Annotated in this window: 17 protein-coding genes and 1 pseudogene; 17 read left to right on the forward strand and 1 reads right to left on the reverse strand. The window is 72.2% G+C overall.

Annotated elements, in window-relative coordinates; genetic code table 11:
- The first annotated feature begins 70 nt into the window (after positions 1-70).
- The 11 genes from ftsY (at position 71) to G3T38_RS17515 (ending at position 15,806) form a co-directional block, all read left to right on the forward strand.
- Complete coding sequence (ftsY, locus tag G3T38_RS17465; protein WP_163773661.1) at positions 71-1,285, forward strand: signal recognition particle-docking protein FtsY; 1,215 nt, start codon at positions 71-73, stop codon at positions 1,283-1,285.
- Positions 1,286-1,290: 5 nt separating this feature from the next.
- A complete protein-coding gene (locus G3T38_RS17470) occupies positions 1,291-3,492 on the forward strand; it encodes an acyltransferase family protein (RefSeq protein WP_163773663.1) in 2,202 nt (733 codons plus the stop codon).
- Positions 3,493-3,669: 177 nt separating this feature from the next.
- The gene (locus G3T38_RS17475) at positions 3,670-5,004 is read left to right on the forward strand and encodes an ammonium transporter (RefSeq protein WP_206675914.1); all 1,335 of its coding nucleotides are present in this window, start codon (positions 3,670-3,672) and stop codon (positions 5,002-5,004) included.
- A 2-nt stretch (positions 5,005-5,006) separates the two neighbouring features.
- Positions 5,007-5,345 carry a P-II family nitrogen regulator gene (locus G3T38_RS17480; protein WP_163773665.1) on the forward strand — a complete coding sequence of 113 codons (339 nt, stop codon included), beginning with the start codon at positions 5,007-5,009 and terminating at the stop codon, positions 5,343-5,345.
- A gap of 75 nt (positions 5,346-5,420) precedes the next feature.
- Positions 5,421-7,682: a [protein-PII] uridylyltransferase gene (locus tag G3T38_RS17485; protein ID WP_338037738.1), complete on the forward strand. Its 2,262-nt coding sequence runs from the start codon at positions 5,421-5,423 to the stop codon at positions 7,680-7,682.
- A 76-nt stretch (positions 7,683-7,758) separates the two neighbouring features.
- Complete coding sequence (ffh, locus tag G3T38_RS17490; protein ID WP_163773668.1) at positions 7,759-9,330, forward strand: signal recognition particle protein; 1,572 nt, start codon at positions 7,759-7,761, stop codon at positions 9,328-9,330.
- Positions 9,331-9,352: 22 nt separating this feature from the next.
- Complete coding sequence (locus G3T38_RS17495; protein WP_163773670.1) at positions 9,353-9,718, forward strand: PIN domain-containing protein; 366 nt, start codon at positions 9,353-9,355, stop codon at positions 9,716-9,718.
- A gap of 10 nt (positions 9,719-9,728) precedes the next feature.
- Positions 9,729-10,811, forward strand: coding sequence for an amidohydrolase family protein (locus G3T38_RS17500; protein WP_163773672.1), 1,083 nt, complete (start codon positions 9,729-9,731; stop codon positions 10,809-10,811).
- A gap of 279 nt (positions 10,812-11,090) precedes the next feature.
- Positions 11,091-12,893: an ABC transporter substrate-binding protein gene (locus tag G3T38_RS17505; protein ID WP_206675915.1), complete on the forward strand. Its 1,803-nt coding sequence runs from the start codon at positions 11,091-11,093 to the stop codon at positions 12,891-12,893.
- 134 nt (positions 12,894-13,027) lie between these two features.
- Positions 13,028-14,563 (forward strand): ABC transporter permease, encoded by a 1,536-nt coding sequence (locus G3T38_RS17510; RefSeq protein WP_206675916.1) that lies wholly within the window; start codon positions 13,028-13,030, stop codon positions 14,561-14,563.
- A gap of 70 nt (positions 14,564-14,633) precedes the next feature.
- Positions 14,634-15,806 (forward strand): ABC transporter permease, encoded by a 1,173-nt coding sequence (locus G3T38_RS17515; protein ID WP_206675917.1) that lies wholly within the window; start codon positions 14,634-14,636, stop codon positions 15,804-15,806.
- Positions 15,807-15,826: 20 nt separating this feature from the next.
- Here the strand turns inward: G3T38_RS17515 and G3T38_RS17520 are convergent, their stop codons facing one another.
- Positions 15,827-16,363 (reverse strand): PH domain-containing protein, encoded by a 537-nt coding sequence (locus G3T38_RS17520; protein ID WP_163773678.1) that lies wholly within the window; start codon positions 16,361-16,363, stop codon positions 15,827-15,829.
- Positions 16,364-16,611: 248 nt separating this feature from the next.
- Here G3T38_RS17520 and G3T38_RS22370 point away from each other — a divergent pair.
- The 6 genes and pseudogenes from G3T38_RS22370 to trmD all read left to right on the forward strand — a co-directional run.
- A pseudogene (locus G3T38_RS22370) lies at positions 16,612-16,872 on the forward strand (ATP-binding cassette domain-containing protein); the annotation flags it as partial.
- A gap of 121 nt (positions 16,873-16,993) precedes the next feature.
- Complete coding sequence (locus G3T38_RS17525; protein WP_241729024.1) at positions 16,994-18,193, forward strand: ATP-binding cassette domain-containing protein; 1,200 nt, start codon at positions 16,994-16,996, stop codon at positions 18,191-18,193.
- A 204-nt stretch (positions 18,194-18,397) separates the two neighbouring features.
- On the forward strand, positions 18,398-18,859 hold the full coding sequence (gene rpsP / locus G3T38_RS17530; protein WP_163773680.1) for a 30S ribosomal protein S16: 462 nt from the start codon (positions 18,398-18,400) through the stop codon (positions 18,857-18,859).
- Between the two features lie 5 nt (positions 18,860-18,864).
- Positions 18,865-19,107 carry an RNA-binding protein gene (locus G3T38_RS17535; protein WP_163773681.1) on the forward strand — a complete coding sequence of 81 codons (243 nt, stop codon included), beginning with the start codon at positions 18,865-18,867 and terminating at the stop codon, positions 19,105-19,107.
- 90 nt (positions 19,108-19,197) lie between these two features.
- Entirely contained in the window at positions 19,198-19,782 is a 585-nt protein-coding gene (rimM, locus tag G3T38_RS17540; RefSeq protein WP_338037740.1) for a ribosome maturation factor RimM, read from the forward strand.
- Positions 19,783-19,785: 3 nt separating this feature from the next.
- Positions 19,786-20,481, forward strand: a complete 696-nt coding sequence (gene trmD, locus G3T38_RS17545; RefSeq protein WP_163773683.1) for a tRNA (guanosine(37)-N1)-methyltransferase TrmD — start codon at positions 19,786-19,788, stop codon at positions 20,479-20,481.
- Positions 20,482-20,557: the final 76 nt, after the last annotated feature.

Genomic DNA, 20,557 nt, shown 5'->3' on the forward strand with positions numbered 1-20,557 from the left:
GAGCGCGCCACGCCCCGCCGCGTTCGCGCGGATGCCGGTCGGACTGCTCGCGGATGATTGGATTGCGCCCATGGGTGAGTGGCTCTACCTCGTCATCGGCATCGGCGTCCTGGCCGTCGTCGCCATCGTCGGACTCGTCGCGACGGCTGGTCGCCGACGCGGCGCGCCGCCCGTCGAGGCCCCGGAGGACCGTGCCGGCGGGTTGTTGGCGCCGGAGCGTCCGGTCGACGAGCGCCGCCCCGGCGACCGCGACGGCGACCGCGACGGCGAGGACGTCCCCGCGGGCGGGACGGGCACCCTCACCGAGGTCCCCGAAGGCCCCGTCACGATCGAGGAGCCGCCGACTCCGGCGCCCGAGCTCGATCGCCCCGAGGGCACCCAGTCGCGCCTCGTGCGCCTGCGCCAGCGCCTCTCCCGCTCCCAGGGCGGCCTCGGCCGCGGGCTGCTCGCGATCCTGTCGCGCGACCGTCTCGACGAGGACGCGTGGGAGGACATCGAGGACACGCTGCTCACGGCCGACATCGGTGTGGCGCCCACCCAGCAGCTCGTCGACAACCTCCGCACGCGGCTGCGCGTGGAGGGAGGCGCCACGGACGTGCGCGCCGTCCTGCGCGAGGAGCTCGTCACCCTCGTCGACCCGACGATGGACCGCACCCTGAAGGTCAGTGGCGCGGACGGCAAGCCCGGCGTGGTCCTGGTCGTCGGCGTCAACGGCGCCGGCAAGACCACGACGGTCGGCAAGATCTCGCGCATCCTCGTGGCCCAGGACCGCAGCGTGGTGCTGGGTGCGGCGGACACGTTCCGTGCGGCCGCCGTCGAGCAGCTGGCGACCTGGGGCGAGCGCGTCGGCGTTCCGGTCGTCCGCGGTCCGGAGGGCTCCGACCCGGCGAGCGTCGGCTTCGAGGCGGTGAAGCAGGGCATCGCCGACTGTGTGGACACCGTGCTGGTCGACACCGCGGGCCGCCTGCAGAACAAGGCCGGCCTCATGGACGAGCTCGGCAAGGTCAAGCGCGTCATCGAGAAGCAGGCCGAGGTCACGGAGGTGCTCCTCGTGCTCGACGCGACCACCGGCCAGAACGGCATGGTGCAGGCCCGCGTCTTCAGCGAGGTCGTCGACGTGACCGGCATCGTGCTCACCAAGCTCGACGGCTCCGCCAAGGGCGGCATCGTCGTGGCGGTCCAGCGCGAGCTGGGCGTGCCCGTGAAGCTCGTCGGCCTGGGCGAGGGCCCGGACGACCTGGCGCCGTTCGACGCCGGCGCGTTCGTCGACGCCCTGCTGGGCTGACCCTGGTGGCGACCACCTCCGGGGGCAGCCCGCGCGGCGCCCACCGCGCGCCCGCCCCGCTCAAGCCCGGTGCGGCGGCACCGGCCCCCGGTGACCTCCGGCCGGACATCCAGGGCCTGCGGACGGTCGCGGTCGGGTCGGTCCTGCTCTACCACCTGTGGCCGAACCGTCTCACCGGCGGTTTCGTCGGGGTGGACGTCTTCTTCGTCATCTCCGGCTTCCTCATCGGGTCCCACCTGCTCAGGGAGCTCGAGTCCACGGGGCGCATCCGGTTGGGCCGGTTCTGGGCCCGGCGGGCCAAGCGCCTGCTTCCCGCCTCGCTGCTGGTGCTGCTCGTGGTGACGGTCGCCGCCCACGTCGTGATGCCGCTGAGCGAGCGCACCGGCGTGCTGAAGGAGGTCGTGGGCTCGGCCTTCTACGTCCAGAACTGGGTGCTCGCCAACGAGGCGGTCGACTACCTGGCGGCCGGTGACGCACCGTCGCCCATCCAGCACTACTGGACGCTGTCGACCGAGGAGCAGTTCTACATCCTGCTGCCCCTCATCCTGGCGGCGCTGGCCCTGCTGCTCCGCCGCCGCGGCGGCGAGGGTGGCGAGGGTGGCGAGGGTGGCAGCCGCCGGCCCCGCCGCGTCGTCGTGGTGCCCGTGCTCGCAGTGCTCGCGAGCGCCAGCCTCGCGTACTCGATCCACCTCACCACCGCCGAGCCGGGCATCGCCTACTTCTCGACCTGGACGCGCGCCTGGGAGTTCCTCGCGGGCGTGCTCCTCGCCGCGCTCGCGCCGCGGCTGCCGCGCTGGACGCGTGAGGTGCTCGGCTGGGCGGGCGCGGCCGCCGTGCTCGTCACCGTCGTCACCTACACGGGGGAGACGGCGTTCCCGGGGTACGCCGCGGCCCTGCCCGTCCTCGGCACCGTGGCCCTCCTGGCGGCGGCCGACGCGGGTCCGGTCGCGCTCGCGAGCCGGTTCCGCCCGGTCACCTGGATCGGTGACCTGTCCTACGCGATCTACCTGTGGCACTGGCCGCTCATCGTGCTCGTGCCGTTCGTGACCGAGCAGCCGCTGCGCACCGTGGACAAGCTGGGGATCGCCGTCGTCACGGTGCTGCTCGCGTGGATCTCGACGCGCTTCATCGAGGACCCGGTGCGGTTCTCTCCGCGCCTGCTCGGCGGCGGGCGGTCCGCCCGCGCCGTCGGGGCGTGGATGCTCGCGGTCACGTGCGTCGTGGCCGGGTCGGCGTTCGGCGGGATCCGCTACGCCGAGCACCGCCAGGACGAGCTCATCGCGGAGGCGAACGCGCTCCTCGCCAGCGCGGACTTCCGCTGCCTCGGCGCGGGCCAGCTGGTCAACGACGACTGCGGCGACTTCGGCACCGTCATCGTGCCCGACCCGTCCGTCGCCGGGCGCGACGACTACAACGACGGGCGCTGCTGGGCGCCGTACGGGGTGAGCGACCCGCAGGTCTGCAGCCTGCCGCTGCGGGACGACACCCCGGAGCCCCCCGCTGACGCCGAGCCGCTCCGGGTGCTGGCGGTGGGGGACTCCCACAACAACGTGTTCCTGCCGGCCTACGAGGAGATGTACTCCGAGCTCGGGTGGCAGATCGACGTGACGGGCCGCGCGGGGTGCTCCTGGAGCACGGTGCCCCAGGGCAACAGCGTCGGGGCGCGGCGCGACGAGTGCAACGAGTGGAAGCGGAACGTCGCCGACCTGCTCGCCGACTCCGAGCCCTACGACCTCATCATCACGACGAGCCTCCAGTCCGGCTTCCTCGCCGAGCCCGTCGACGGGGAGACGCCGGAGGAGACGACGGTGCGCGGGCTGCGCGAGGCCTGGGAGTCGCAGATCGCGCGGGGCGCGGTCGTCGTCGCGATCCAGGACAACCCGATGATGGACAAGGACGTCGTGCAGTGCGTCGAGCGCGAGGGCCTCGCCGCCGTCACCGAGTGCGCGCAGCCGCCGTCGCGCGCGTTCGCGGGCTACGACGCGATCGCGCCCGCCGTCGAGCAGACGCCGGGCAGCGCGCTCGTCAGCCTCCGCGACCTGCAGTGCACCGAGCGGTCCTGCTCCCCGGTCATCGGCAACGTCGCGGTCTACCGGGACTTCACCCACATGACCGCGACCTTCGTGCGCACGCTGACCCCGTTCTTCGTCGACCGCGTCCTGGCGGCGATGGATGAGGCCGAGGCGAGCGCTCCGCCGAACGGCTGAGCGTCGACCGCGCGGTTCACCGGAACGTAACAAAGCGTCCGGACGTGTTTCCCGCGCGAAACAAGGTGAGGTCGGCGAGGAAACCTCGGGACTCGATGGTTGCCTGCACCGGTCCTCCCGTGCGCCGCACACCGCCGTCGCGGACGGGCAGGACGACGTACGACGACGGGAGTTTCCATGGAGTACGCGCTCCAGGCCTGGATGTTGGCCTCGGCATCGCTGGTGCTTCTGATGACGACGCCGGCCCTCGCCCTGTTCTACGGGGGCATGAGCCGGTCCAAGTCGGTCCTCAACATGATGATGATGTCGTTCTCGGCCGCGGGCGTCGTGGGCCTCGTCTACGTGCTGTGGGGCTGGTCGATGACCTACGGCACCCAGGACGTCGCGCTGCTGTTCAGCAACCCGTTCGAGCTGTTCGGTCTGCGCAACGTGGAGGGAGCGACGTACCTCACCGTCGGTTTCCAGCTCACCTTCGCCGTCATCACGGCCGCCCTCATCAGCGGTGCCGTGGCGGACCGCCTCAAGTTCTCGGCGTGGCTGCTGTTCGTGCCGCTGTGGGTGACGCTCTCCTACTTCCCGCTCGCGCACATGGTGTGGGGCGGTGGCTTCCTGAGCGGTGCGCAGAACGGTCTGGCGGACCTGGTCTTCTCCGGTGACGGCGGTGCGGCCGTCGCCCCGGTGGACTACGCGGGCGGCACGGTGGTGCACATCAACGCCGGCGTGGCCGGCCTCGTGCTCGCGCTGCTCCTCGGCCGGCGCATCGGCTTCGGCAAGGAGCCGATGAAGCCGCACAACCTGACGCTGACCATGCTCGGTGCCGGCCTGCTGTGGTTCGGCTGGTTCGGCTTCAACGTCGGCTCGTGGGTGCCCGGCGACCTCACCGGCGACGCGATGGGTCAGTACTGGCTCGACGAGACCAGCCTGGTGTGGCTCAACACGACCGTCGCCACCTGCGCCGCGATCGTCGGCTGGCTCGTCGTGGAGAAGATCCGCGACGGTCACGCCACGTCGCTCGGCGCCGCGTCCGGCGTCGTCGCCGGCCTCGTCGCCATCACCCCCGCCTGTGGTGCGCTCTCGCCGCTGGGTGCGATCGCCCTCGGCATCGTGGCCGGTGTGGCGTGTGCGCTGGCGGTCGGCCTCAAGTACCGCTGGAACTACGACGACTCGCTCGACGTCGTCGGCGTCCACCTCGTCGGCGGCCTCATCGGCACCGTCGCGATCGGCGTGCTCAGCACCTCGGGCGGCATCGCCTACGGGCACAGCCCGAAGCTGCTCGTCGTGCAGGCCGCGGTCGCGCTCTTCGCCGTCCTGTGGTCCGCCGTGGCCACGCTGGTCGTCGGCCTGGTCGTCAAGGCGATCGTCGGCCTGCGGGTCCACGAGGACGACGAGGTCGAGGGCATCGACGGCGTCGAGCACGGTGAGTCGGCCTACGATCTCGTCGGCGCCCGCAGCGGTGGTCTCGGCGGTTCCAAGCACCTGGCAGGGTCCACGCACGTTTCCGAGGGAGTGTGAACATGAAGCTCGTCACCGCAGTCATCAAGCCCCACAAGTGGGAGGACGTGCGCGAGGCGCTGGAGACCTTCGGGGTCACCGGCATGACCGTCAGCGAGGTCAGCGGCTACGGCCGGCAGAAGGGCCACACGGAGGTCTACCGCGGCGCGGAGTACGACATCGCGCTCGTCCCCAAGATCCGCATCGAGATCGTGGTCGAGGACGGCGACGCCGACGACATCGTCGGCATCATCGTCAAGACCGCGCAGACCGGTCGCATCGGCGACGGCAAGGTGTGGGTCTCCGGCATCGACACGGTCGTGCGGGTCCGCACCGGCGACCGCGACGCCTCGGCGATCTGACCGACCCCTGATCCACGACGCCGCCGACGACGTCACCGCGACGCCCGGCCGCCTCGGAGCGGCCGGGCGTCGTGCGTGTCCGGGAGGGAGCAGCACGTGAGCGCAACGGAGCGGAGCGAGCGGACGGCGGTGGCCGACGCGGCGTGCACGGCGGCGTACGACGCGGGGGGCGGCCCCGAGGTGGGGGTCGCGCTCGTCGCGGTCGGGGGCTACGGGCGGCGCGAGCTCGCGCCGTACTCGGACCTCGACCTCCTGCTGGTGCACGACGCCGGCGTCGACGTGGAGGCGCTGGCCGGGGGGCTCTGGTACCCGCTGTGGGACGGCGGGTTCAAGGTCGACCACGCCGTGCGGACCGTCGACGAGACGCTCACCGCGGCGGCCGACGACCTCAAGGTCGCCCTGGGGCTGCTCGACGCGCGGCACCTCGCGGGCGACCCCAACGTGACGCTGCGGTTGCGGGCGCAGCTGTTCGCCGCGTGGCGGCGCGACGCCCGGCGACGACTGCCCGGCCTGCGTGCGCTGACCCGGGCGCGCCACGACCTCGTGGGGGAGCTGGCCCACGTGTCGGTGCCCGACCTCAAGGAGGCGGAGGGCGGCCTCCGCGACGCCACCGTGCTCAAGGCACTGGTGGCGACGTGGCTCGTCGACATCCCCCACACCGACCTCGACCAGAGCCGCCGGGCGCTGCTCGACGTGCGCGACCACCTGCAGGCCGCGGCCGGGCGGGCCACCGACCGGGTCGCCCCCGAGCTGTGGGACGAGCTCGCGGCGCGCCTGGGCCTCGCGGACGCGGTCGCGGCCCAGGGGCACGTGCGGGGCATCGGACGCCGCATCGACCACATCTCGCGCACGACCTGGCGGCGCGTCGACGCCGTGCTGGCCCAGGAGCGTGTGCCCACGCGCCCCCGCCGTCCCCAGCTGGAGCGGGTCGCGCCCGGGGTGGCGCTGGCGGCCGGGGAGATCGTGCTGGAGAAGGGGGCGCGTCCGTCCGCTGATCCGCTGCTCGTGCTGCGGGCGGCGGCGGAGGCGGCCGAGCGCGACGTGCTGCTGGCGCCGGCGACCGCGGCCCGTCTCGGCGCCGAGTCGGCTCCGCTGCCGGTGCCGTGGCCGGCCGAGGCGCGCCAGCTCTTCGTGCGGCTGCTGGCCTCGGGCCGAGGGCTGCTCGACGTCTGGAGCACCCTCGAGGAGACCGGCGTCGCCGAGCGCCTCCTGCCGGAGTGGTCGCGGGTGCACGGCCTGCCGCACGCCTCGGTGATCCACCGCTTCACCGTCGACCGGCACGTGGTCGAGACCTGCATCGAGGCCGCGGCGCTCATCCGCACCGTCGCCCGGCCCGACGTGCTCATGGTCGCGGCGCTGCTCCACGACATCGGCAAGGGCGGGCTCGTCGACCACAGCGTCGCCGGCGAGCCGATCGCCCGTGAGGTCGCGGCCCGGATGGGCTTCGCGCCCGACGAGGTCGACCTCGTCGGCGACCTGGTGCGCTGGCACCTCCTCCTGTCGGAGACGGCCACCACCCGCGACCCCGACGACCCGGCGACGGTCGAGCTCGTCGCGCGGCACGTGACCACCCCGGAGGCGCTCTCGCTGCTCGTGGCGCTCACCGAGGCCGACTGCCGTGCGGCCTCCGCCAAGGCCTGGTCCAGCTGGCGCGCCGGCCTGGTGCGGCAGCTGGCGCGCCGTACCCTCGCCTCCCTGCTCGCCCGCGCGACCGGCGCGGCCGCCCCGGTCGCCGGGGAGGTGGAGCTGGAGGTCCCCGCGGAGGTACGCCGCGACCCCCGCGCCGTCGCGGTCACCGTGGAGGAGACGGTCGACGGCTCGCGCATCACGACGCTCGCCGCGGACCGCAACGGGGTGCTCGCCGACGTGGCCGCGGCGCTCGCCGTGCAGCGGATCACCGTGCGGGCGGCGCGCGCCTGGTCGCAGGGCCCGTACGCCGTGTCGGTGTGGGAGACGGGGGAGCGCGAGGTGGCCGCCGCGGTGCTGCGCGAGCGGGTGGCGGCCATCGTCGACGCGCGCCTCGACCCGCGCGACCGCATCGCCCGCATGGTGCGGTCGACGCGGGAGCCGTCGGTCGTCGTGCGCCCGGAGGCGTCGCGGCGCGCGACGGTGCTCGAGGTGCGGACCGACGACCGACCGGGCGTCGTCGCCCTGGTGTGCCGGGCGCTCGCCGAGCTCGACATCTCCGTGCGCTCGGCGCACATCTCGACCCTCGGCCCGCAGGCCGTCGACGTCTTCTACGTGCAGGAGGCATCGGCCGGCGTGCTGTCCGAGCAGCGGGCGGCGGAGGCGGCGCACACCCTGCGCGGACTGCTCTCGGCGACCGTGGACCGGTGAGGGGCGCCCGCCGGTTACCCTGGGACGTCGCGGCGTCGGGCCGCGCACCGTCCGCACGAGCCTGAGGAACGATTCGTTGTTCGCCACACTCTCCGACCGCCTGTCGGACACCTTCAAGAACCTGCGCGGCAAGGGCAGGCTCTCCGAGGCCGACATCGACGCCACCGCGCGCGAGATCCGCATCGCGCTGCTGGAGGCGGACGTCGCCCTGCCCGTCGTCAAGCAGTTCGTCGGCGCGGTCAAGGAGCGGGCGCGCGGCGAGGAGGTCTCGAAGGCGCTCAACCCGGCGCAGCAGATCGTCAAGATCGTCAACGAGGAGCTCGTCGCGATCCTCGGCGGCGAGACCCGGCGGCTGCGGTACGCCAAGAACGGCCCGACGGTCATCATGCTGGCCGGCCTCCAGGGCGCCGGCAAGACGACGCTGGCCGCGAAGCTGGCGCTGTGGCTGAAGGACCAGGGCAAGACCCCGATCCTCGTCGCCTGCGACCTCCAGCGCCCCAACGCGGTCAACCAGCTCCGGGTCAACGGCGAGCGCGTCGGCGTCCCGGTCTACGCGCCCGAGCCGGGCAACGGCGTCGGCGACCCGGTCTCGGTGGCGCGGGCGTCGATCGAGGAGGCCAAGCGTCGCCTGCACGACGTGGTCATCGTCGACACGGCCGGCCGTCTCGGCGTCGACGCCGAGCTGATGCAGCAGGCCGCTGACATCCGTGACGCCGTGCAGCCCGACGAGGTCCTCTTCGTCGTCGACGCCATGATCGGCCAGGACGCGGTCTCGACCGCGCAGGCCTTCCTCGACGGCGTCGGCTACGACGGCGTCGTCCTCACGAAGCTCGACGGCGACGCGCGTGGTGGCGCCGCCCTCTCGATCGCCTCGATCACGGGCAAGCCGGTCATGTTCGCCTCCAACGGCGAGAAGCTGACCGACTTCGACCTCTTCCACCCCGACCGCATGGCGTCCCGCATCCTCGACATGGGCGACATGATGAGCCTGATCGAGCAGGCGGAGCGCACCTTCGACGCCGAGCAGGCGATGAAGGCGGCCGACAAGCTCGCGGGGCGCGGCGACGGCGACTTCACCCTCGACGACTTCCTCGAGCAGATGCAGCAGGTGCGCAAGCTCGGCTCGCTGTCGAAGATCATGGGGATGCTGCCCGGGATGGGGCAGTTCCGCGAGCAGCTCGAGAACTTCGACGAGCGCGAGATCGACCGGATCCAGGCGATCATCCAGTCGATGACGCCGGCCGAGCGCGCCAACCCGAAGCTCATCGACGGTTCGCGCCGCGCCCGCATCGCCAAGGGTTCCGGCCGCCAGGTCTCCGACGTCAACCAGCTCGTCGACCGCTTCTTCGAGGCGCGCAAGATGATGCAGCAGATGGCCCGGGGCGGCGGCATGCCGGGGATGCCGGGCATGCCCGGGATGCCGGGCGGGGGCGGCAAGAAGGCGAAGGCCAAGCAGCAGCCGAAGAAGGGCAAGGGGCGCCGCGTCTCGGGCAACCCCGCGAAGGCCGCGCAGCAGGAGCGGGCGTCCAAGGACAAGGCCGCCGCCGGGGGCGGCAACCCGTTCGGCGGCAACGACGAGCCGGTGGACTACGAGAAGGCCGCCGCGGCGCTCGACCTGCCCTCGGACTTCTCCAAGTTCCTCAAGTGAGCTCTCGGGGCGAGGGCCCGGCGTGAGGGTGCTCGTCGTCGACGGTGCCAACGTGGTGGGCGCGCGTCCCGACGGGTGGTGGAAGGACCGCGCCGGGGCGGCCCGGCGGCTCCACGAGGGGCTGCTCGTGGCCGACCTCGACACCGACCGGGTCGTCCTCGTGCTCGAGGGTGGCGCGAAGGGCGGCGTCCGCGCCGGCAGGGACGGCGACGTGCTCGTCGTCCACGCGCCGCGGGACGGCGACTCCGAGATCGTCGCGCGCACCGAGGCGGCCGTGGCCGACGGGGCTCGCACCACGGTGGTCACGGGGGACCGGGCACTGCAGGCGCGGGTGACCCACCTGGGTGCGCTCGCGGTCGGCCCGACCTGGCTGCTCGACCGCCTGTAACGTCCGGCGCATGACGGCGCTGCGCTTCTCCGGACCGGTCCTGCCCGACGGTGAGGTCGCCGACCTCTACGTCGTCGACGGGCACGTGACCTACGAGCCCCAGCCTGGCGCGGAGGTCGCGGCCGAGGGCTGGATCGTGCCCGGTCTCGTCGACGCCCACTGCCACATCGGGCTCGACGACCACGGTCCGGTCTCGGACGCCGAGGCCGAGGCGCAGGCGATCGCGGACCGCGACGGGGGTGCGCTGCTCATCCGCGACTGCGGCTCCGCCCTCGACACCGCGTGGATGCACGAGCGCGAGGACCTGCCGCGGCTGGTCCGGGCCGGGCGGCACGTCGCGCGCACCAAGCGCTACATCCGGGGCTACGCCCACGAGGTGGAGCCGGAGGACCTGGCGGCCCGGGTCGCCGACGAGGCGCGGCGCGGCGACGGCTGGGTCAAGCTCGTGGGGGACTGGATCGACCGGGAGACGGGCGACCTCGCGCCGTCCTTCGACGCGCCGTCCTTCGCCGCGGCGATCGCCGCCGCCCACGAGCAGGGCGCCAAGGTCACGGCCCACTGCTTCGGCCACGACGTGCTCGCCGGGCTCCTCGACGCGGGCATCGACTGCATCGAGCACGGCACGGGGCTGACGCCGGAGCTCGTGGAGCGGATGGTCGCGGCCGGCACGGCACTGGTGCCGACGGTCATGCAGCTCGACAAGTTCCCGGAGCACGCCCGCGGCGGGGCGGCTCGCTTCCCCGCGTACGCCGCCACGATGACCGACCTGCACGTGCGCCGCCGCGCCACGCTCATGGGCGCCTTCGAGGCCGGCGTACCGCTCTACGCCGGGTCCGACGGCGGTGGGGTCGCCCGTCACGGCAACCTCGTGGGGGAGGTGGTCGCGCTCGCTGCGCTCGGCCTGCCGGCGTACGACGCGCTCGGAGCCGCGTCGTGGCGAGCGCGTGCCTGGCTGGGGTGGAACGCCACCCTGGCCGAGGGCGCGCCGGCCGACTTCGTGGTCACGGCAGCCGACCCGCTGCGCGATCTCTCGACCCTCTTCGCTCCCCGCGCCGTCGTGCTGCGTGGCCGGGTGGTGGCGGGCGTCCGCTGACGCGACCACTCCGCCGCAGATCGGTCCGACAGGTCGGCGCGAGGGCGAAGATCTTGCGGCGAGTGCGGCGTGGAGGCGGGTCCTTGCGGCTGAACGGGGAGGACACCGCAAGTCTCGCTTGCGTAACGATAGAGGTCTAGACGCTGCCGCTCTCTGTTCGTGGGCTCGACCCGCACGCTAACTTCACGCCGCGGTGCCACTCGGTCCCACCCGAGGGGTGTGGGGTGCACCGGTGAGACGGAAAGAGCGGGAGGACCTGTGAGACTCAGGGGATTCACCGTGGCCGCGATCGCGGTCACCATGGCGTTGACCGCGTGCTCGGCACCGGAGGACGAGAGCGAGGAGCGGGCCCGGGAGGACTCCGACCGGGCCGCCGCGGGCGAGGCGCCGGACGCGATCACCATCGGGTGGAACCAGCCGTACTACTCGTACAACGACGACACGTCGGACGGCAACGCCACCGCGAACTCGATCATCAACTACATGCTGCGCGGCAACCTCTTCTACTACGACGAGAACCAAGCCCTCGTCCGCGACGAGTCCCTGGGCACGTTCGAGAAGACGAGCGACGACCCGCTGACGGTCGAGTACACGGTTGCCGACGACGCGGCGTGGTCCGACGGCACGCCGATCGACGCCACGGACCTCCTGCTGCAGTTCGTGGGTACGAGCGGCAACCTCAACACCATCGACGCCTCCGACGACGTCGGCAACCTGGGCGGCGAGGTCTACTTCAACTCGTCCTCGCCCGGTCTGCCCCTCGTGACCGAGCTCCCCGAGCTCAGCAACGACAACAAGACGCTGACGCTGGTCTACTCCGAGCCCTTCGCCGACTGGGAGGTGGCGCTCGACTTCGGCGTCCCGGCCCACGTCACTGCGATGAAGGCCCTCGGCATCGACGACCCGCAGGCGGCGAAGGACGCGCTCGTCGACGCGGTCCAGAGCAACGACAAGGCGGCGCTGTCGTCGCTCGCCGAGTTCTGGAACACGGGCTACGACTTCACGGCGCTTCCCGACGACGAGCTGCTCCACCTCTCGAGCGGTGCCTACGAGCTGACGGACTACGTCGAGGGCGAGTACCTGACGCTCACGGCGAACCCCGACTACACGGGCGAGCTGCCGGCCTCCATCAACGAGGTCACGGTCACCTACAGCGACGACCCGCTCGCGCAGGTCCAGCAGCTCCAGAACGGTGAGCTCGACCTCTTCGGCCCGCAGGCCACGACCGACGTGCTCGAGGCCCTGGAGGCCGTCGACCAGGCGGAGGTCGACACCGGCGTCGAGGGCACCTACGAGCACGTCGACCTCGTGATGGACAACGGTGGCCCGTTCGACCCGGCCACCTACGGCGGCGACGCCGAGACGGCGCGCCAGGTGCGTCAGGCATTCCTCACGGCCTACCCGCGCCAGGACATCGTCGACACGCTCATCAAGCCGATCAACCCCGACGCCGAGGTCCGCAACTCGTTCCTCGTCACCCCGGGTTCCCCGTCCTACGAGGCGGTCTCCGAGGCCAGCGGCATGGAGGAGGCGTACGGCGACGGCGACAGCGAGGCGGCTGCGCAGATCTTGGCCGAGGCCGGGGTGGAGGGCCCGATCGACGTCCGCTTCCTGATCCCCGCGGACAACCAGCGCCGTTCGGACCAGTTCGACATCGTCCAGCCGAAGCTGGCCGACGCGGGCTTCAACCTGATCGCCGACCGTCGCGGCACGTGGGGCGAGGACCTGGGCTCCGGCACGTACGACGCCGTCTCCTTCGGCTGGCAGTCCACGTCCACCGCGGTGACGGAGTCGCAGGCGACGTTCTACACGGGCGGCCTGAACAACCTCATCGGCTACAGCAACCCCGAGGTCGACGACCTGTTCGACGAGCTGGCCGTCACCACGGACGAGGGCGAGCAGGAGGACATCCAGGGCCAGATCGACGCCATCCTCACGGAGGACGCGATCGGTTCGACCGTCTTCCAGTTCCCGTCGGTCGAGGCCTACAACAAGAACGTCATCGGCAACGTCACCTCGGCGCCGCTGAACCCGACGATCTTCTACGGCTACTGGAACTGGACGGGTCCCGAGACGGAGTGATCCTCCGCCTCCACCCGTGAGTCAGGGGCCGTCGGCCGTCGCCCGGCCGGCGGCCCCTGCTCGCGACCGTCCACCCCTGCGGGGTCGAAACCGACGGCCCCCCTCACCCCGAAGGTCCTGGCACACCGATGGTCATGTTCTTCGTCCGACGACTGCTCACCTCGAGCCTCGTCGTGCTGGTCTCGACGTTCGTGATGTACGTCCTCGTCAGCATCGCGATCGACCCGCTGGCCGATCTCCGCACGAGCACCGCCCAGAACAAGGAACAGCTCATCGAGCAGCGGCGCCAGCTGCTGCAGCTCGACGAGTCCGTGTTCCACCGCTACTTCGACTGGCTGGGCGGCGCCGCGGGCTGCGTCGTCGGCCAGTGCGACCTGGGCTCCAACTGGCAGACCAACCAGCAGGTCAGCGACCTGCTCAGCGGCGCGATCCTCACGACGTTGCAGCTGGTCTCGCTGGCGACGGTGCTCGCCATCCTCATCGGTGTCTTCGTCGGCATCGTGAGCGCGCTGCGGCAGTACTCGGGCTTCGACTACTCGATCACCTTCGTGTCGTTCCTGCTCTACTCGCTGCCCACCTTCTGGGTGGCGGTGCTCCTCAAGCAGTTCCTGGCCATCGGCTTCAACGACTTCCTCGCGGATCCGTCCATCGCGTGGTGGTTCTACGTGGTGTGCGTGCTCCTCGCAGGCGTCACGCTCATGGCCGCGCTCGGGGGCACCGCGACGAACCGGCTCCGCAACTTCGCCATCGCCGGCGGCGCGACGCTCGCCGTCCTCCTCTACGTCGAGCTCACCGACTTCATCTCGAACCCGACCCTCGGCATCGTCGGCGTCGCCGTGCTGTCGATCGGTGCGGCGCTCTGCGTCACGATCCTCTCGACCGGTCTCGGCGACCGGCGCTCGCTCTACGCCGCCCTGACCGTCGCCGGGCTGGGCATCGCGCTCTATCAGCCGATGCGCTTCTTCTGGTACTACGCGGGCGCCAGCTGGCCGATCGTCATCGGCATGGGCCTGCTCGCGGTGGTGGTCGGCGGCCTCGTCGGCTTCCTGTGGGGCGGGCCCGACCGCAGCACCGTCGTGCGCACCGCGGCACTCACCGCGCTGCCCGTGGCGTTCCTGCTCTTCATCGACCGCCTGTTCTCGACGTGGGACGTCTACGTCAACCACGTGCGCATCGGCGGGCGTCCCATCTCGACGTCGGGTCGCCGCACGCCGAACTTCGACGGCAACTTCTGGATGCAGACGCTCGACCTGTTCGGCCACCTGCTGCTGCCGACCCTGACCCTGACGCTCATCTCGTTCGCGGCCTACACGCGGTACGCCCGGGCCAGCACCCTCGAGGTGCTCAACCAGGACTACATCCGCACGGCGCGGGCCAAGGGCCTCACCGAGCGGACGGTGATCATGCGGCACGCGTTCCGCAACGCGCTGATCCCGCTCGCCTCGATCGTGCCGGTCGACATCATCACGCTCATCGGCGGCGCGGTGATCACGGAGCGCATCTTCGGCTGGCGCGGCATGGGCTTCCTGTTCGTGGACTCCCTGGGCAAGAACGTGATCGACCCGATCATGGCCTACCTGCTCGTGGTCGCGATCCTGGCCGTCGTGGCGAACTTCGTCGCCGACCTCGTCTACGCGGTGCTCGACCCCCGGATCCGGGTGAACGCATGAGTGCGTCGACCCCGACCCGTCCGGGTCCCGTGACCGCCCCCTGCCGACCTCTGCACGGAGGACCACTCGCATGACCATGACGACCCCGCCTCCGGCCCCCACGCCGGACGAGCCGCACGAGAACGGCATCGAGAACCGCGACGTCGCGGGCCTCTCGCAGGGCCGTATCGTCCTGCGGCGCTTCCTCACGCACCGCGGCGCCCTCGTCGGCATGGTGGTGCTCGCGCTCGTCGCGATCCTTGCCTTCAGCTCCATCGGCGTCGGCAACATCCCCGGCTGGTGGAAGTACGCACCGGGCGACCGCCCGGCGGAGTTCGACGCGGTCAACGACCGCGGTGGTCCGACCCTCGGCCTGCCCTCCTGGCTCGGGGGCAGCGGGCTGGCCTGGGGCGACGCGCCGTTCGGCCGGGACAACCTCGGGCGCGACATCTTCGCCCGCACGATGCTGGGCGCCCAGACCTCGCTCATCGTGATGGTCATCATGGGCATCGTGGCCGCGGTCATGGGCATCGCGGTCGGTGCGCTCGCGGGCTACTACCGCGGTGCGACCGACCAGGTCCTCATGCGCTTCACCGACCTCGTCATCACCTTCCCGCTCATCGTCATCGGCGCGGTGCTCGGCAAGATGGCAGGTGGAGCGGGTGTCTACGTGCTGGCCCTCGTGCTGGGTCTCGTCGTGTGGACGACGCTCGCCCGTCTCGTCCGGGCGGAGTTCCTGTCGCTGCGCGAACGCGAGTTCGTGGACGCCGCCCGCGTCGCCGGGGCCGGCGACACCCGCATCATCCTCAAGCACATGCTGCCCAACGCGATGGGCCCGATCATCGTCAACACGACGTTGCTCATGTCGGCGGCGGTGCTCCTCGAGGCCTCCCTCAGCTACCTGGGGTTCGGCGTCAAGGCGCCCGACATCTCCCTCGGCAAGATGGTCTCGGACTACCAGTCCTACTTCCAGACGCGGCCCTGGCTGTTCTGGTGGCCGGGTGCCTTCATCATCGTGATCGCCCTGTGCGTGAACTTCATCGGCGACGGCCTCCGCGACGCGTTCGACCCGCGCCAGCGCAAGATCCCGTCCGTCCGCGCGATGAACCGGGCGCGCCTGGCCCAGCAGGAGAGCCTCGTGGCGGCCACCCCGGCGCTGCCGACGGGCGCCGACGTCGCGGGCGTCGACGTCGCGGGCGTCGACGTCGAGAAGAGGGCGCGGGAGACGGACCGTCGGGACGACGAGCCGGGCGGCTCCGCGTGACCTCGTGCCGCCACCGGGCCTCAGACCAGGAAGGGCGTCACCACCGCGGCCAGCGCCAGGAGCGCGAGCGTCGTGACGGCGGCGGGGTCGGGGCGCACCACGGACCGCGTGGCCTCGGGACCGCCGGCGCGACCGGTGGCCTCCTCGCGGCGCCAGCGATCGCGCACCGCTCCGGCCGCCTCGGACTCCTTCCCCTTCGCCCGGTCCATGCCGAGCGGTGGGGGACAGGCCCAGGCGTCGACGGAGCTGTCGTCGAGGAGCACCAGACGCACGCCGTACCGGCCGTCGACCTCCACCAGCGCACCCCACGGCACCTCGACGGTGCGGAAGGGGTTGACGACCTGCAGGCCGTCGTCGGTGAGGTGGAGGGCGGGGCGCCAGTAGACGACCCAGCCGATCGCGCCGACCAGCAGCACGGCGCCGCCCCAACGCAGGAGCAGCTCGACGTCACCGCCGACCGCCAGGCCGACGAGCACCACGCCGGCGCCGCCCATGAGGGCGACCGCCAGACGGCGTGCGACCGCGGATCGGTAGGTCTGGACGTACGGGGTGGCCATGGGGCCAGCCTCCCAGAGCGACACGCAGACCAGCAGAGCAGCACCCCGGGGTCGCCCCGGGCATCCATCCAGGAAGGTGAGCTGTGACCACCACCCCCGAGGGCCCGTCGCTGACCAAGCCGGCGTCGGACGACGCCGCGGCCAAGCCCGTCGTGCTGGACGTGGAGGACCTCAGCGTCCACTTCTTCGTCGACGACGAGTGGGTGCCGGCCGCGCTCGACGTGTCCTACCAGGTGCGCGCGGGCGAGGTGCTGGCGATCGTCGGCGAGTCCGGCTCCGGCAAGACCCAGTCGTCGATGTCGCTGCTCGGCCTCCTGCCGCCGAACGGCCGGGCGACGGGCAGCGCCAAGCTGAAGGGTGCCGAGGTGCTCGGGCTCCGGGGCGCCGCCCAGCGTCGGCTGCGCGGCAAGGAGATCGCCGTGATCTTCCAGGAGCCGATGACGGCGCTCAACCCGGTCTACCCGATCGGCGCCCAGGTGGTGGAGGCCCTGCGTACCCACCTCCCGATGTCGCCGTCGGCGGCGAAGGAGCGGGCGCTCGAGCTGCTGCGGCTCGTCGAGATCCCGGAGCCGGAGCGACGCTTCAACTCCTTCCCCCCACCAGCTCTCGGGCGGCCAGCGGCAGCGCGCGATGATCGCCCAGGCGCTGGCCTGCGACCCGACGCTGCTCATCGCGGACGAGCCGACGACGGCGCTGGACGTCACGGTGCAGGCCGAGATCCTCAAGCTCATCGCGGACCTCAAGGACCGCATCGACTCGGGCATCGTGCTCATCACCCACGACATGGGCGTGGTGGCGGACATGGCGGACCGCATGGTCGTCATGAAGGACGGACGCATCGTCGAGACCGGCACGACCGCCGACGTCTTCGCCCGCCCGCAGCACCCCTACACCCAGCAGCTGCTGGCCGCGGTGCCCCACTTCGGCCAGGCCACCCGCACCCAGGCCCGTGACGGTGCCACGACGCGGCCGGACCCCGTGCCCACCGAGAAGCGGGAGCCGGTGCTGGTCATCGAGGACCTCGTGCTCGAGTACCCCAAGCGGGGATCGCAGCCGGTCTTCCGCGCGGTCGACGAGGTCAGCCTCGAGATCGGCGAGGGCGAGGTCGTCGGCCTGGTGGGGGAGTCGGGCTCCGGCAAGACCACCATCGGGCGCGCGGTCGTCGGCCTGCTGCCCGTCGCCGGCGGACGCCTGATGGTCGACGGCGTCGACATGGCGGACGCCAACCGGCGCACGCTGCGCGACCTGCGTCGCCGGGTGGGCATCGTCTTCCAGGACCCGGGGTCCTCCCTCAACCCCCGCATCCCCGTGGGCGAGTCGATCGGCGAGCCGCTGCACCTCCACACCGGGGTGAAGGGCAAGGAGCTGAGCCAGCGCGTCGAGACCCTGCTCGACCAGGTGCACCTGCCGCGCGCCATGCGCAACCGCTACCCGCACGAGCTGTCCGGCGGTCAGCGGCAGCGCGTCGGCATCGCCCGGGCCCTGGCGCTCGAGCCGCGGCTGCTCGTCGCCGACGAGCCGACGTCGGCCCTCGACGTCTCGGTCCAGGCCCGTGTGCTCGACCTCTTCTCCGAGCTGCAGGCGCAGCACGGGTTCGGGTGCCTCTTCATCAGCCACGACCTCGCCGTCGTCGAGATGCTGGCGTCCCGGATCGCGGTGATGCACCACGGCAAGCTGGTCGAGATCGGCCCCAGCGCGCAGGTCATCAACCACCCGAAGGACCCGTACACCCAGCGCCTCGTCGCCGCGGTGCCCGTGCCCGACCCGGTGGAGCAGCGGGCGCGCCGCGCCCGTCGCGACGCGCTGCTGGACGACGCCGGCGTCAGCTGAGGTCCGGCGCTGCCGGGGCGCGTACGACGCGGGTGGACCCGATTCGCCGCGACGTGCGCGCTCTGGCAGAATGACCGGCTGAGTCGTGCGACCCGCGGACCCTCTCATCCGTGAGCCGCTCGCCCTTCGAGGTCCGGAGCCGGTGCCCCACGCCGTCGCGACGTCCCTCATCAACCCGCAACGTTCGAGGAGACACCACCCACCGTGGCCGTCAAGATCCGTTTGAAGCGCCTGGGCAAGATCCGGGTGCCGCAGTACCGCATCGTCATCGTCGACTCGCGCAAGAAGCGCGACGGCAAGGTGATCGAGGAGATCGGCAAGTACCACCCCAAGGAGGAGCCCTCGTTCATCGAGGTCAAGTCCGAGCGGGCTCAGCACTGGCTCGGTGTCGGCGCGCAGCCGACCGAGGCGGTCGAGGCCATCCTCAAGATCACCGGTGACTGGCAGACGTTCAAGGGCCTGCCGGGCACGGAGGGCACGCTGAAGACGGCGGCTCCGAAGCCCGACAAGCTCGAGATCTTCAACGCCGCGCTCAAGGAGGCTCAGAACGAGCCCAAGGGTGCCGCCGTGACGAAGAAGGCGAAGAAGGACGAGCCGAAGGCTGACGAGGCGAAGGCCGAGGAGCCCGCGGCCGACGAGGCGCCCGCCGAGAGCACCGAGGCCTGAGCACCGTGCTGGCCGACGCGCTCGAGCACCTGGTCCGCGGGGTGGTCGCCCACCCCGACGACGTGACCGTGCGGGACAAGGAGCTGCGACGCGGCTCCGTGCTCGAGGTCCGGGTGCACCCCGACGACCTCGGCAAGGTGATCGGCCGCAACGGTCGCACCGCCACGGCGTTCCGCACCGTGATCGGTGCGCTCGCCGGTCGGAGCGGCGCTCGGGTCGACTTCGTCGACGTCGACCGCCGTCGCTGACGCAGACCGCTCGCCGGACGGGCGTCACCCCCTCGGGGGTGGCGCCCGTCCGTCATTTCCCGGCCTCGCCGACACGTAGGATCCGGTCCCGTGAGCAGCAGCATCGAGGTCCTCGTGGGTCGCATCGGGAAGCCGCACGGCATCCGGGGGGACGTCACCGTCGACGTACGCACGGACGAGCCGGAGCGGCGGTTCGCGCCGGGGAACCGGCTGCGGGTGACGGCTCCGCGCGACGTGACGACGTCGCGCACCAGCATCGGGATCGAGTCGGCCCGGTGGCACCAGGGCGTGCTGCTGGTGCGCTTCGAGGACGTGGCCTCGCGCGACGAGGCCGAGGCGCTCCGGGGGCTGATGCTCCACGCCACCATCGAGGCGGGGGAGACCCCGGACGATCCCGAGGAGTTCTACGACCACCAGCTCGTGGGCCTGGCCGTGCACGACCTCGAGGGCCAGGTGATCGGCGAGGTCACCCAGGTGCTGCACGGTGCGGCCCAGGACCTGCTCGGCGTCCGCACCCCTGACGGCCGCGACACGCTCGTCCCCTTCGTCGTCGCGCTGGTCCCGACCGTGGACCTCGCGGCCGGCCACGTGGTCGTCGCCGACCGGCCGGGGCTCGTCGCGCCGTACCCCGAGGAGACCGACGGGGCCAGCGGCGCCGGCGAGGCCGGGGCCTGAGGCGTGCGCGTCGACGTCGTCACGATCTTCCCCGAGTACCTGCGGGCGCTCGACCTCTCCCTCCCCGGCAAGGCGCAGCGCTCCGGCCTGCTCGACCTGCGGGTGCACGACCTGCGGGACCACGCCCACGACCGGCACCGCACCGTGGACGACACCCCGTACGGCGGGGGAGCCGGCATGGTCATGAAGCCGGAGCCCTGGGGCGAGGCGCTGGACGCCCTCGACATCGCGGGCGCCACGCTCGTCGTACCGACCCCGTCGGGCGAGGTGTTCCGCCAGGCGACGGCGCGCGAGCTGAGCACGCGCGAGCGGCTCGTGTTCGCGTGCGGGCGCTACGAGGGGATCGACGCCCGCGTGGTGGAGCACGCCGCGGAGGCGGGCGCCGAGGTGCGCGAGGTGTCGATCGGCGACTACGTGCTCAACGGTGGCGAGGTCGCCGTGCTGGCGATCGTCGAGGCCGTCGTGCGGCTGCTGCCCGGGTTCATGGGCAACCCCGAGTCCCTCGTGGAGGAGTCGCACGAGGACGGGCTGCTGGAGTACCCCGTCTACACCAAGCCCGCGTCGTGGCGCGGACGCGACGTGCCCCCGGTGCTGCTCAGCGGCGACCACGGAGCGGTCGCGCGCTGGCGCCGCGAGGAGTCGCTGCGCCGCACGGCCGAGCGGCGGCCGGACCTGCTCGGCGGGCGCGACGGAGCCTGAGGGCTTCCTGAGTGTCGTGTGAGCCACATCTGAGGCTCCGATGACGCGCCTGTGACCTGAGCGTCACACAGCCTCG

The sequence above is a fragment of the Nocardioides zeae genome, assembly GCF_010686755.1.
In the GTDB taxonomy this organism is placed as follows: Bacteria; Actinomycetota; Actinomycetes; order Propionibacteriales; family Nocardioidaceae; genus Nocardioides; species Nocardioides zeae.

Coding starts and splice junctions, on each gene's coding strand:
- ftsY (WP_163773661.1), top strand. CDS start 71: ATGGGTGAGTGGCTCTACCTCGTCATCGGCATCGGCGTCCTGGCCGTC.
- G3T38_RS17475 (WP_206675914.1), top strand. CDS start 3,670: ATGGAGTACGCGCTCCAGGCCTGGATGTTGGCCTCGGCATCGCTGGTG.
- G3T38_RS17480 (WP_163773665.1), top strand. CDS start 5,007: ATGAAGCTCGTCACCGCAGTCATCAAGCCCCACAAGTGGGAGGACGTG.
- G3T38_RS17500 (WP_163773672.1), top strand. CDS start 9,729: ATGACGGCGCTGCGCTTCTCCGGACCGGTCCTGCCCGACGGTGAGGTC.
- G3T38_RS17510 (WP_206675916.1), top strand. CDS start 13,028: ATGTTCTTCGTCCGACGACTGCTCACCTCGAGCCTCGTCGTGCTGGTC.
- G3T38_RS17515 (WP_206675917.1), top strand. CDS start 14,634: ATGACCATGACGACCCCGCCTCCGGCCCCCACGCCGGACGAGCCGCAC.
- G3T38_RS17520 (WP_163773678.1), bottom strand. CDS start 16,363: ATGGCCACCCCGTACGTCCAGACCTACCGATCCGCGGTCGCACGCCGT.
- G3T38_RS17525 (WP_241729024.1), top strand. CDS start 16,994: ATGATCGCCCAGGCGCTGGCCTGCGACCCGACGCTGCTCATCGCGGAC.